General features: G+C 35.9%; 8 protein-coding genes. 2 read left to right on the forward strand and 6 right to left on the reverse strand.

Annotated elements, in window-relative coordinates:
- The 3 genes from mdh to mltG all read right to left on the reverse strand — a co-directional run bounded on the left by mdh (position 1) and on the right by mltG (position 4399).
- Complete coding sequence (mdh, locus tag FJR03_RS05965; RefSeq protein ID WP_193112623.1) at positions 1-957, reverse strand: malate dehydrogenase; 957 nt, start codon at positions 955-957, stop codon at positions 1-3.
- 197 nt (positions 958-1154) lie between these two features.
- On the reverse strand, positions 1155-3329 hold the full coding sequence (locus FJR03_RS05970; RefSeq protein WP_193112624.1) for an NADP-dependent isocitrate dehydrogenase: 2175 nt from the start codon (positions 3327-3329) through the stop codon (positions 1155-1157).
- Between the two features lie 122 nt (positions 3330-3451).
- Positions 3452-4399 (reverse strand): endolytic transglycosylase MltG, encoded by a 948-nt coding sequence (gene mltG, locus FJR03_RS05975; RefSeq protein ID WP_193112625.1) that lies wholly within the window; start codon positions 4397-4399, stop codon positions 3452-3454.
- Between mltG and FJR03_RS05980 the strand changes: the two genes are divergently transcribed.
- Positions 4326-7457 carry a YhdP family protein gene (locus tag FJR03_RS05980; protein ID WP_193112626.1) on the forward strand — a complete coding sequence of 1044 codons (3132 nt, stop codon included), beginning with the start codon at positions 4326-4328 and terminating at the stop codon, positions 7455-7457. The two genes, mltG and FJR03_RS05980, sit on opposite strands and share 74 nt — an antisense overlap.
- Positions 7458-7467: 10 nt before the next feature.
- Here FJR03_RS05980 and FJR03_RS05985 read toward each other — a convergent pair whose 3' ends face one another.
- Together FJR03_RS05985 and secA are read right to left on the reverse strand one after the other, a co-directional pair.
- Positions 7468-8670: an ABC transporter permease gene (locus tag FJR03_RS05985; protein ID WP_193112627.1), complete on the reverse strand. Its 1203-nt coding sequence runs from the start codon at positions 8668-8670 to the stop codon at positions 7468-7470.
- Positions 8667-11249 carry a preprotein translocase subunit SecA gene (secA, locus tag FJR03_RS05990; protein ID WP_193112628.1) on the reverse strand — a complete coding sequence of 861 codons (2583 nt, stop codon included), beginning with the start codon at positions 11247-11249 and terminating at the stop codon, positions 8667-8669. The genes FJR03_RS05985 and secA overlap by 4 nt, the downstream gene beginning before the upstream one ends.
- A 138-nt stretch (positions 11250-11387) precedes the next feature.
- On the opposite strand from secA, the gene lolA reads away from it, so the two are divergent.
- Positions 11388-11903, forward strand: a complete 516-nt coding sequence (gene lolA, locus FJR03_RS05995) for a LolA-like outer membrane lipoprotein chaperone (protein WP_193112629.1) — start codon at positions 11388-11390, stop codon at positions 11901-11903.
- A 34-nt stretch (positions 11904-11937) separates the two neighbouring features.
- Here the strand turns inward: lolA and acnB are convergent, their stop codons facing one another.
- On the reverse strand, positions 11938-14484 hold the full coding sequence (acnB, locus tag FJR03_RS06000; RefSeq protein WP_193112630.1) for a bifunctional aconitate hydratase 2/2-methylisocitrate dehydratase: 2547 nt from the start codon (positions 14482-14484) through the stop codon (positions 11938-11940).
- Positions 14485-14512 lie beyond the last annotated feature (28 nt).

Below are 14512 nucleotides of genomic sequence, written 5' to 3' on the forward strand. Positions count from 1 at the left end.
TTATTTCCCTTCAAAAAAGTTATTTTTATTTAAAGTATCGATTAGTGTTTGAACAGAATCGCAAGATTTTTTGAACATATCTTTCTCTTTGTCATCTAACGTTACTTCAATAATTTTTTCAGCACCTTTAGCTCCAAGCATTACAGGTACACCAGATACAACATCGCTATATCCGTATTCACCGTCAAGATAAACCGCACATGGGTGAATCTGTTTTGTATCTTTTAAGATAGCCTCAACCATGATTGCAGTTGATTTAGCAGGTGCATAATATGCTGAACCTGTTTTTAAATAACCTACGATCTCAGCACCACCGTGACGAGTACGATCAACGATCTCGTCAATCTCATCTTGGCTTAATACATCTGAAAGAGGTACACCTGCTACAGTTGAGTATCTTGGTAACGGAACCATATCGTCACCGTGACCACCCATAACTGAAGCACGGATTTGACCTCCGCCGTATCCTAGTTTCTCTTGAATAAATGCTGCCATTCTTGAACTATCTAAAATACCAGCCATTCCGATTACACGGCTTCTATCGAAACCACTCTCTTTTAATGCAACGTAAGTCATTGCATCTAACGGGTTAGATACCATGATAATTACTGCATTTGGAGAATATTTTGCTATTCCTTGAATAACATCTCTTGTGATATTTGCATTGATCATAAGTAGATCATCTCTACTCATACCAGGAAGTCTTGGGCTTCCTGCTGTTACAACAACTACATCACAATCAACTAGATCTGACATCTCTTCTGCAACACTAACAACTGTATGACTTCTTACAGCCGATGCAGCTTGAGACATATCTAGAGCTTTACCTTTTGCTACATCAATCTTATTATCACGTAGGATAATTTCATGACAAGATCCAAGCATTGCGAGAGAATAAGCTACCGTCGCTCCAACGTTACCAGCTCCTACTATCCCTACTCTTTTACCTTGATTCATTTACGCTCCTTGATATTATATACTATGACACACATTTAGATACACTTAAACAATATGTGCGAACACACAACACTTAAGTATACTACGTGCCATATTAAGGTGAGGTTATTTTTCACCTTTTATATAAAACAACCTTCGGTGTTTCATATAAAAAGTGAAAGCTACATGCAAAAAGCATGTAGTTTTCTAAAACGATATTATATAGCGTCGATAATAGCGTTTAATGTAGCAGATGGACGCATAGCTTTTTCAGCTTTTGCATCATCTGGATGGAAGTATCCACCGATGTCTTGAGGTTTACCTTCAGCAGCTAAAAGCTCAGACATAATTTTATCTTCATTTTCAACAAGTGCTTGTGCAACTGGAGCAAATTTAGCAGCTAATTCTGCATTGTCAGATTCAGCAAGAGCTTTTGCCCAGTATTGTGCTACATAGAAGTGAGAAGCTTTATTATCAGGCTCTCCACATTTTCTTGATGGAGCTTTATTGTTACCAAGGTAACCGTCATTTGCAGCATCAAGACCAGCAGTAACAGCAGCTAGTTTATCTGAATTGTGTTTTTGAGCAATAAATCTTAAAGACTCAGCAAGTGCTAAGAACTCACCAAGTGAATCCCAACGTAAGTGCCCTTCTTCTAAGAATTGATCAACGTGTTTTGGAGCAGAACCACCAGCACCAGTTTCATATAATCCACCACCAGCTAATAATGGTACGATTGATAACATTTTCGCAGATGTTCCAAGCTCTAAAATTGGGTACATATCAGTTAAGTGGTCACGTAAAACGTTACCAGTAACAGCGATAGTATCTTCACCTTTACGGATACGAGCATTTGTAAAACGTGTAGCATCTGTAACATTCATGATTTGAATATCTAAACCTGATGTATCGTGATCTTTTAGGTAAGTGTTTACTTTTTTGATCATTTCAGCATCGTGAGCACGGTTTTCATCTAACCAGAATACTGCAGGGATACCTTCGATACGAGTTCTTTCAACAGTTAAACGAACCCAGTCACGAATTGGAATATCTTTAGCACGAGACATTCTCCAGATATCACCAGCTTCACAGTCAAAGCTCATTAATTCAGTACCATCTTCAGCAGTTACAGTAACTTTACCAGCTTCTGCAAGCTCGAAAGTTGTTGGGTGAGAACCATACTCTTCAGCTTTTTGAGCCATAAGACCGATATTTTGCATAGTACCCATAGTTGTTACATCGTATTGACCGTTTTTAACACAATCAGCTACCATCTCAGCATGGAACATACCGTAAGTTGAATCAGGAATAACAGCAACAGTTTCTAATGCGTCACCGTTTCTATCCCATTGTTTACCACCTTCACGAACAACAACCGGCATAGAAGCATCAATAATGATGTCATTTGAAGCGTTGAAGTTTGTAGTACCTTTATCAGAGTCAACCATAGCAATTTTAGGAGCATCAGCTTCTACAACAGCTTGGAAAGCAGCTTTGATTTCAGCTTCTTGAGCGTGACCAGCAATTTTCTTCTCTAAGTCTGACATACCAAGGTTAGGATTTACACCTAATTCTTTGAAAAGATCAGCATATTTAGTGAAAACTTCTTCGAAGAAAATTTCAAAACCGTGACCAAACATGATAGGGTCAGAGATTTTCATCATAGTAGCTTTTAAGTGAAGTGACCAGATAAGACCTTCAGCTTTTGCTTCATCAATTGTTTTTCTATAGAAATCACGTAATGCAGCAACAGACATGAAAGTACCGTCAAGGATTTCACCTTCTAATGCATCAACAGTTTTAAGTTCTTTACCATTTAAAGCGATAGTAACTTTTTGTGCTTTATCCATAGTAACAGATTTTTCATTACCATAGAAATCACCATTTCCACTCATATGTGCTACACGAGCTTTAGAGTTTTCAGCATATGGCTTAAGTCTATGTGGATTGTTTTTAGCAAAGTTTTTAACTGCTTTTGCCGCACGACGATCAGAGTTACCTTCACGAAGTACCGGGTTAACAGCTGAACCTAAACAAACACTATATTTAGCTTGAATTGCTTCTTCTTCAGCATTTGCTGGATTTTCAGGATAGTTAGGAATATCATAACCTTGACCTTGAAGTTCAGCAATACAGTCTTTTAACTGTCCTACAGAAGCAGAAATGTTTGGAAGTTTGATAATGTTTGCATCTTCTTGAAGTACTACTTCACCAAGTTTAGATAGTTCATCTTCTGCAAGACCCATTGCCGCAAGTACACGACCTGCAAGAGAAATATCACTAGTAACCACTTCTACACCTGCTTCTTTAGTGAAAGCATTAACGATTGGTAATAGAGAGTAAGTTGCTAAAGCCGGAGCTTCATCAATTTTTGACCAAATAATTTTTGACATATCATGTCCTTGTGTTTATTTTAATCCACTTATCTTATGGATTTTACAAGTTTAATGATATCACTAAGATTGGCAATTTGTACAAAGCTGTGCAAAACATTGCCGTTTATTTTCAAAATGTTTCATTTGGTAGCATTTTGTATGTTACGTATGTGTGTAGAATAGTTACATGTGAAGTCGTGAACCCCCTTTTTAGACTTCATAAAGTATAAATAGTTAGTTTTAGCAGGGAATATTGCTGCACGTATTGCTTCAAAGCTTACATTGCAAATGGGAATTTTTGGAACACCTTTATGTATATAAGTATTGTAAAGGGACTTATCGTTTCTAATTCTACTCGGTGTTACTTTTAAATGGGAGTACTTTCCATAATTTAAACTTCCATCCATTTGTAACTTCATTCCCTTTTTTAGTCTATTGTATACAACAGAGCTTACTAAGGGCATCTCTTCATTATTTGCTGATTCTTTTTGTATCACTGATGCTATAGATAAATACTGAAACCATTTTTTTTCATTGTATGTTCCAAACACTTTATAAGAATACTCTTTCATTCTTTTAATTGAAAGCTTTAATAATAAAGATATCAACTCTTTTTCTGTTATACCTATTGGGATCTTATAAGTGTTTGGAACCAATATACCCTCTTGTATAGGAGACTGTTTTAAAAACTCCTCCTCAAGCGTATTAAAGTCTAATCCTAAATTCTCAGACAATTGTTGTAAAAAGATATAAGTGGTCTCACCAGGAATAAGTGTTACATTTTGTAGTGCCGCTTTTGCTTTTGTTAACTTATATAAAAAGTCCGCTTTTGTATTTATAGTATCACCCATATCAATCCAGCCGCTTTGAGGTGAACCTATGATTCGTAACATATATGAATCAAGTTTTGAAATATCATAAGTGTTCTTGTGTAAATGTGATATAATTTGGTTTATAGAGCCCTTAGGAATATATAGAACTCTGGGCGTTTGAATAGGCTTGTTTAGGTAATAAATGAAAGATACAATAATAATTAACACTATATCTAAAATCCATTCTGCGATCATAAGCTTTCTGTCTTTTGTCATTTTCACTCTTATATTTGTTTTTATAGTTCTTCAAAACGGTTTATATCTTGAAGATGTTTCAATATCAAATATTAATATAAAAAAGCTTTATATAAAATGGGATCAGAAGTTAAATCTTTATGTTGATCAACTCCAAATATCTCCAACTACAGAACAAAAAACAGATTTTTCTACTCATGAGTTAACATACTATACAAAAAACTTTTACCATCTTATAACTCTTTTTGACTCTATCGTTATAAGCCACCTGCACTATAATGAGTTTAAAGGTGAAATACAGTACAAATCAGACAAAAAGTTACAACTGAAGCTAGACTCTGCAAAAACTCATATAGATACAGCTCTCTCTTTTAACGAGAAGCTGACAAATATCGAGATTAAAAAGTTCCAATCAAACAATGTTACGGCTAATGGAAATATCTATCTAGATATGTTTACATTAGATACATATTCAAAAATCGATCTTCATATAAATAATGATGCAAATCTTACATTATATACATCTGCGAATACTTCAAAGTTAAAGTATAAACTCTTCTCTCACAATCAAATTCAGGATGTAAAGAAGATTATCCGTCAAGTTCCGCTCCCTAAAGAGGTACACTACTGGGTATTTGATGCAATAGAGCTTGAAAACTTTGAGATATACACCCTAAACGGTTTTATAGAGTTCAATGATCTCAAAAATGCCTACAAAAAGTTACATGTAACAGCTTCAGCAAATAAACTAAACTATACATATAACCCCAAACTAGATGCTGTGCATACAGACCACACTGACTTAGAGTTTAAAGAGGGTGTTTTATACATTAGACCTAAAGAAGCACTCTCATATAGTTTCGATATGCAGGAAAGCTGGCTGAAAATCGATTTTACAAAGCAAGAAGAGCTTCTGACACTCTTTTTAAAGTTTTCACCACAGCTTGATGATGATATTCTCAACGTATTAAAAACATACAAGATCTCTTTACCTATGAAACAAAACAGCGGTGAAGGCGTAGATACAAACTTAACACTGGCAGTTGGTCTAAAAACCATAGATGTAGACGCTCAGGGAACTTTTTACAATAAAAAAGGAAACTTTCACTATCTTGGTCAAGATATAGATATACAAAATCTAAAACTTTCTCTCAACAACTATGATATCAAAGTAAAAGATATGTCTGCCAGTTATAAAAATATGATCAATGCAAAGGTTGATATCAATTACAATGCGAAAGAGGCTCAAGGGGATGTTAAACTAAGAATTACTAAAGCACAACTGCAAAAACAACTGAAACTTGCAAAAAAACCGCTTCTTGCTACATACTATATAGATCCAAAACAGGATATTCTCTCTATTGAGGGTTCATCTTGGCTCTACAACAATACACCGATCAAGATCGATAAAATCGACATGCCTTTAGATCTCAACAGTTTTCAACTCCATATACCGACCTCTTATTTTAGCATTAAAGATATTTCAGACGGGTTTTTCTCAGGGGATATCGATCTCAAAAAAGTTATCGCAAATCTTGAATTTGATATTTTGAACTTTCAATATAACGGTATCAAATCTACTCAATCAAATACACCGCTTAAACTTCAGTATAAAGATAGTGTTTTAACACTCAATGCTCTTGACGATATCTTTTTACAGGCGGTGAGCAGTGAACTTAAACTCTCAAAACTAAGTCTAAAACTTGAAGATCAGAACCTTTATATACAAAGTCCCCTTCTCACTTTTGGAAAATTTACACAGGCAAGAGTAAATACAAAGTATGATCTATCAACAAATAAAGCACATTTTAGTTTAAATGATTTAATCATAAGAAATCCTAAAAACAATAAAATCATCTATAAAAATAAAAAAGTATTACTCAATGCTTCGATCGAAGATGATAAGATTCGTATAGCTTCTACAGAACTGCGATCTACATTTAATCTCGATAGTAAACAGTGGTCTTTGAAGCTTCACTCATTAGAAAACCTCTATAGACAATCTGATCTTATGCAAAAATACCACCTTACAGACGGTAAAGTAAATATATATAAAAAGTCAAATGAAGAGATCACTAGATTTAAAGCAGAGCTCAACTATCCGTATAAGCTGTTATATGAGAACAATAAACCGGTTGATCTTTACAAGATTGAAGGAAAACTGACAACAAAACAAAATGTTTATATTCAAGTGAATAAGACTATAGATATAGCAGTTGAGGATAATGTAGACATTAATATACATGACAGTAACATATCTTTACCTCATACAATCGAATTTCTTTCAAGTATCGACAGTAACGACTCTAATAGCTCTAAAGGAGCCGCAAATGTTAATATAACGGCATCAAACTCTAATATCTACCTTGGAGATAATAGATATGCTATATCGGATGATCTAAAAATTCAATATCACGATCATATCCTTACAGCCCAACTGCAGCACCTCAATGGTAAGGCAGGGTTTAAACTTGAAAACAATCAGTTCCATTTATACGGAGAGGGTTTTAACGATAAATTTATGGATAGACTCTTTACATTTTCAAAATTTAAAGACGGAACTTTTGACTTTAATGTTCACGGTTCTTTAGATAAATACAGCGGAGTCTTTTTAATAGAAAAAAGTACACTGCTTGATTATGTACTTCTAAACAATGTACTTGCGTTTATCAATACCGTCCCTTCGTTAATCACTTTTTCCGTACCTGGTTACAGTAAAAACGGTCTCTATATGAACCATACATACTTGAAATTTGATTACAATAAAGGGATCTACGATATTAACGAGATGTATATGGACTCAAAAGAGCTCAAAATCTCTGCAAACGGTAAAGTAAATCTGAAAAACGACAGCGTAGATATGGAGATGAATTTACAAACTGATCTTGCAAGCGACGTATCGAAAATACCGCTTGTAGGTTATATTATTTTTGACGGTAAGGCAATTTCGACAAGTGTGAAGATTACAGGGAAGTTAAGTGATCCGAAAATCAATTCAGCACTTGCAAAAGAGGTGATTGTCGCTCCTTTAAATATAATCAAAAGAACGCTCAAACTCCCGTTTAAGATATTTGAATAGGTTTTAAAACCTATTCGTTACGCAATACAGTTAAAATATCTACCTCGCTCGCTTTTTTAGCGGGATAATAAGAAGATAATACAACAATTACAAATGCACCTGAGACGATCATAAAAAAGTCGCTCATATCAAGGTCAAGTGGAAGTGTTGCAGTTGGATACACATCTTTTGGAAGATCGATAATATCAAATGTCCCAAGAACCCATATACCGCTAAGACCAAGAACTACACCTGCAATTATTCCGCTAATTCCTATAACTATACCTAGGTATAAGAACACTTTTTTGATCTCTGCAGTTGTAGTACCAAGGGAGAGTAAAAGTGCGATCTCCCCTCTTCTGTTCATTACAGTCATAAGAAGTGATGAGATAATATTAATAGATGCGATCAAGATAATAAGCATTAAAACAATAAATAAAGAGGTTTTTTCCATCTCTAAAGCGGCAAAAAAGTTTACATTGTCTTGCCACCACCCTTTAATGCTTACACTAACAGGTAACTCCTCTGCAATTTGTACAATATCCTCTCTTGGATTCTCAGAGTAGATATGGATACCGTCATACATATCTGAAGGCATATGAAGCAGTGTCTGCAGTGCTGCTAAAGATGTATAGTGATACGCTTTATCATACGCTGATAGCCCTGAATCAAATGTTGATTGTACATGGAATCTTTTTAGTTTTGGCGTTACGCTAAAACCGCCCGGCTCAACATTTGTAAAGATATACATAAGCTTGTCACCCTTGCTAAGCATATACTCTTCCTGCAAAGATTTTCCGACAATTACATCAAACTTATTAAACTGCTGATCCCCTATAGCTTTTTTAAGGACACTATTTACATTTGCTTCATCTTGAAAATCTACACCGAAGATATAGCCTCCCTCTAGTTTCGAGCCGCTTTTTGAGATCACTGCTGATTGTACATAGGGACTAAAATGTAAATTTGGAAATTTTGATTCTAATTCAATAAGGAGTTCTTGATTAACAGAACCGTAGAACTTTGGTAAAACTGTTAAAGGATAATTCATAATAGTGAGTTTCTTTTTAAACTCATTATCAAAGCCGTTCATAAGTGCCATGGCGATAAGAAGCACCATAACACCTAAAGTGATACCTAAAAAAGCTAAAAGTGCAGAGATAAAGATAAAAGGTTGTTCTTTATCAAAGCGCAGAAACTTTTTTACTAGATATGTAACTAAATTCTTTTTCAAGATGCAAATACACCTTTTTTAGGACCGCTTTTACCACAACACTGTTTGTACTTTTTACCGCTTCCACATGGACATGGATCGTTTCTTGCCGGTTTTTTCGACGTTACACTTTCATCATCACTACCACTGCTTGAAAGATTCAGTTGTGCTAATGCATCTTGTTGTTTTTGACGTTCAGCCAACTCCTCTGCAAGTCTTGCAGCTTCTTCCTCAGCAGAGTCAACTTTAAACTGAATAATTTGTAATGTTTTGATAACGTTTAGTTTCAGACTTTGTGTAAGTTCCGTAAAGAGGTTATATGCCTCTTTTTTATACTCAACCAATGGATCTTTTTGGTTATATGCACGTAAACGGATACCTGTTTTCATACCGTCCATTGCATAAAGATGATCTCTCCACGCATTGTCTAGCTCTCTTAGATAAAGCTCTCTAGCAACATCGTTTCTTGTCTCTTCATCTAGAATTGACATCTTTTCATCATATGAAGCTTTTACACCCTCTAAGATATGTGTGTAGAGTTTTTCATACTCTAAAGATTTTAGAGAATCTGCATCTACAAAAGTATTGATCTCCTCTTGAAGAAGCTCTGCAAGTTTTTCTAAATTATAATCCTCTTCAGGAAGTCCGTCGTAGATACCTGCTTCACCAAGTATGTATGCGATATATTCTTCTCTGATCTCATCCACTTTTGTAGCGATGTCGTACTCGTTATCAAGAAGCTGATTTCTAAATCTGTAGATGATTTTTCTCTGCTCATTTGCAACATCATCATACTCTAGAATATGCTTACGACCTTCATAGTGCATATTTTCAACTTTTTTCTGCGCTTTTTCAACCGCACGAGTTACCATTTTAGATTCTATATATTCGCCGTCTTCAACACCTAGTCTCTCCATAATAGACTTGATCTTGTCAGATCCGAAAATACGAAGTAAGTTATCTTCTAAAGAGAGGTAAAATTGAGTTATACCAGGATCACCCTGACGACCTGAACGTCCACGAAGCTGATTGTCAATACGACGGTTTTCATGTCTTTCCGTACCTACAATATATAAACCGCCAAGTGCGCGTACTTCATCGTTTACTTTAATATCAACACCACGACCCGCCATATTTGTAGCGATCGTTACAGCACCTTTTTTACCTGCATCCTTAATGATCTCACCCTCTTGCTCGTGATTCTTAGCATTTAGTACAGTGTGTGGAATCTTCTCTTGTTTAAGTAGCTGGTGTAACACTTCAGACTTTTCGATCGAAGCTGTACCGATAAGAACAGGCTGTCCGTTTGCCTGAAGTTCTTTAATCTTTGCAATTACAGCATTAAACTTCTCAATCTCAGTTTTGTAAATAAGGTCATTTAAGTCTTGTCTTGCGATCGGAATATTTGTAGGGATAGATACAACATCCAGGCTGTAAATTTGTGCAAGTTCCGTTGCTTCAGTTTCAGCCGTACCCGTCATACCCGCTAACTTGTCATACATTCTAAAGTAGTTTTGGAAAGTAATATCTGCAAGTGTTTGCGTTTCCTCTTTGATCTCAACGCCCTCTTTTGCTTCTAACGCTTGGTGAAGCCCTTCAGAGAAACGTCTCCCTTCGCTTAAACGTCCCGTAAACTCATCTACGATCACTACTTCGTTGTTTCTTACAACATAATCAACATCGTTTTCGAAAACGTAGTTTGCTTTAAGAGCTTGGTCTAAAACGTGTGAAAGTGAAGAGTTCTCAACACTGTAAAGGTTTTCAACTTCAAAAAGCTCTTCAGCTTTTGTGATCCCCTCTTCAGTCAATAAAACAATTTTATCTTTTTCATCTACCGTAAAATGTGTCTCTTTTTCTAAGCCGAGCGCTACCGAGTTTGCACGGATATAATCCTGCATTTTATGGTTCGTTGGACCTGAAATAATTAAAGGTGTTCTAGCCTCATCAATTAAAATAGAGTCAACTTCATCGATTACAACAAAGTTGTGCTGACGCTGCACCTGATTCTCTTTAGAGTAGCTCATATTGTCTCTTAGATAATCAAATCCAAACTCATTATTTGTACCGTAAGTGATATCGGCATCGTAAGCAGCTTTTTTCTCAGCAGCATCGTGCATATCTTCAAGTATCGTACCGACACTGTAACCTAAGAAGTTATAAAGTGGAGACATCTCACTCGAGTCACGCTTAGCAAGATAATCATTAACTGTAACAAGATGTACGCCCTTACCTTCCATAGCATTAAGGATAATAGGAAGAGTCGCAACAAGTGTTTTCCCCTCACCTGTTTTCATCTCAGAGATTTTTCCCTCATGTAAAACCATACCACCTACAAGCTGAACATCAAAATGTCTCATACCAAGAACACGTTTAGAAGCTTCTCTTGTAATAGCAAATGAGTCGTTTAAAACATCATCAAGTGTCTTTTCACCGCTTAATACTGCCTCTTTTAAACCATTAAATGCAGACTTTAAAGCATCATCATCTAAAGCCCCGTATTTTTCTTCGAGTTCGTTTATATTTTTTACACGTTTTAAATATTTTTTTAATTCTCTATCGTTAGCTGTACCGATAATCTTACCAAATAATGCTTGTAGCATCTCCAACCTTATATAAATCACTATATAGTTTGTTATATAGTGATTTGAAATTGCTATAATTCTATCACAGAAAAGTTTACAGAAAGTATAAATAGCTTCTCTGCTATAATTAAAAATCATATAAATATAGGAATAATAATGAAATTAAACCTCTTACTTGTGCTTTTAAGTTCATGCGCTTTTGCAAATATTACAGAGTTGACAAGTTTTCAAGCTGACTTTGAACAAAGCATTACAGATGAGAAAAACAAAAAGATTGTTTACAAAGGAGATATTCAAGCTTCTCAGCCCCATTATGCGCTTTGGAAATACGACAATCCGATAGAAAAAACAGTTTATGTTCTAAAAAACAGAGTTATCATGATAGAGCCTGATCTAGAGCAGGCAATTATAAAAACAATCGATAGTAATTTTGACTTTTTTGCTTTAATAAAAAGTGCAAAAGAGATTAAAAAAGATACATACACGGCAACATTCAACAATATCAAATACACTATATATACAAAAGGTATTAAAATCGAGTCAATCGCTTATGTTGATGAGTTTGAAAACGAAGTAACTATTATGTTTAAAAATCAGAAAGTGAATGAAAAAGTAGATTTAAATATCTTTAACCCTTATATTCCGCAAGGATTCGATATTATCAGAGATTAAGAGCTAAAAACTCTTAATCTTTTCAAGCTACAAACTATGCTAGTTTGTAGTCTTGGATTAGGTTGAAGTTTAGATATTTATAGATATCTGCTTCTTTACCTACAATTTTCTTCGTTAAGTTTAAGTACTCTTCTTTAGTTGGAATTTTTCCAAGAAGTGAACATACAGCAGCTAACTCTGCAGAACCAAGATAAACTTGAGCACCTTTACCTAAACGGTTATCGAAGTTACGAGTAGATGTTGAGAATACAACAGCATTGTCAGCAACACGCGCTTGGTTACCCATACATAATGAACATCCAGGGATCTCTGTTCTAGCACCAGCAGCACCAAATAGAGCGTAGTAACCCTCTTCAGTTAATTGTTTCTCATCCATTTTTGTCGGAGGACATACCCATAGACGACCTGGAACAGCACCTTCACCTTTAAGAACTTCACCAAGAGCACGGTAGTGACCGATGTTTGTCATACAAGAACCAACGAATACTTCATCAATGTTAGTTGGTCTATCAGAAGCAAGAACTTCACTTAATGTAGCAACATCATCCGGATCATTAGGACAAGCTAAGATCGGTTCAGTAATTTGGTCTAGATCAATTTCGATTACTGCAGCGTATTCAGCATCAGCATCCGGCTCCATTAATTGTGGGTTTTCTAACCACTCTTCCATTTTCGTAATACGACGAGCAAGAGTTCTGTGATCTTCATATCCAGCGTCAATCATAGATTGAAGAAGAACGATGTTAGATTTTAAGTACTCAATTACAGGCTCTTTGTCTAATCTTACTGTACAAGCAGCAGCTGAACGCTCAGCAGAAGCATCAGAAAGCTCAAACGCTTGCTCAGCTTTTAAAGTTGGTAAACCTTCGATCTCTAAGATACGACCAGCAAAGATATTTTTCTTACCTTTTTTCTCAACTGTTAAAAGACCCTCTTTAATAGCTTGGTGAGGAATAGCATTTACAAGGTCACGTAAAGTGATACCCGGTTGCATTTCACCTTTGAATCTTACAAGAACAGACTCTGGCATAGTAAGTGGCATAGAACCAGTAACACCAGCGAATGCAACGATACCTGAACCACCAGGGAAAGAGATACCAATTGGGAAACGTGTATGTGAATCCGCACCAGTACCAACAGTATCTGGAAGAACCATTCTATTTAACCAAGAGTGGATAACACCATCACCCGGACGTAAAGCAACACCACTTCTCATTGAGATAAAGTCTGGTAAAGTGTTATGCATTGTAACATCTGACGGTTTTGGATATGCCGCAGTGTGACAGAAAGATTGCATTACTAAGTCAGCGTTGAATCCAAGAGCAGCAAGTTCTTTGATCTCATCACGAGTCATAGGACCAGTTGTATCTTGAGAACCAACAGTACTCATCTCTGGCTCACAGTACATACCTGGACGAACACCTTCCATACCACAAGCTTTACCAACCATTTTTTGAGCTAAAGTATAACCTTTACCGTTATCAGCCGGTTGCTCAGCAGTTAAGAAGATATCAGATGAACCCATACCTAGAACTGAACGAGCTTTTGAAGTTAAACCACGACCGATGATTAACGGAATACGACCACCAGCACGAACTTCGTCAGTAATAGTATTTGGACGTAAGCTAAATGTTGCAATACACTCACCGTTTTTGTGAGCTTCACCTTTATATGGATAGATCTCTACAACATCACCAGTTTCCATATTTGTAACATCTAACTCTAATGGTAATGCACCAGAATCTTCACAAGTAGCGAAGAAAATCGGAGCGATAATACCACCAAGAACTACACCACCAGTACGTTTGTTTGGAACACCTGGAATATCTTCACCCATGTGCCATTGAACAGAGTTAACACCAGACTTTCTTGAAGAACCAGTACCAACAACATCACCAACATAAGCAACAGGGTGACCTTTTGTTTTTAGTTCATTGATAGTCTCAATCGGGTTATCCATTTTAGCAACAAGCATAGAGTTTGCATGTAAAGGGATATCTGAACGAGTAAACGCTTCAGATGCTGGAGATAAATCATCCGTATTTGTTTCACCAGGAACTTTAAATACAGATACAGTGATCTTTTCAGCTAATGCAGGTTTTGAAGTAAACCACTCTGCATTTGCCCATGAAGTCATAACCTCAGTAGCAGCAGCGTTACCAGCTTTGTGTAACTCTTCTACGTCATTAAATGCATCATAAACAAGTAAAGTGTGAGAAAGTGCTTTAACAGCAGCTTTTACAACAGCTTCATTTTTTGAACTTAATGAGTTTACTAATGGTTTCACATTGTAACCACCAAGCATAGTTCCAAGCATTTCAACTGCTTTTTCAGGAGCAATTGCAGCTACGTGATGCTCTTCCATTGCTAGTTCATTTAAGAATCCAGCTTTTACATAAGCAGCATCATCAACACCTGGAGATACACGGTTTTCAAGAAGTTCTAACATCTCTTCAACATATTCACCAGTTTTGATAAATTCGATTACCTCTTCTGTTTGTTTAACAGTAAGTGGTAGTGGAGGAACGCCTAAAGCTTCTCTTTCTGCTACGTGAGCAGCATATTCTTCTCTAAATCCCATTTTTGATTCCTGTTTTGGTTTAAATTTA

This window comes from Sulfurimonas marina (genome assembly GCF_014905095.1).
Classification (GTDB): domain Bacteria; phylum Campylobacterota; class Campylobacteria; order Campylobacterales; family Sulfurimonadaceae; genus Sulfurimonas; species Sulfurimonas marina.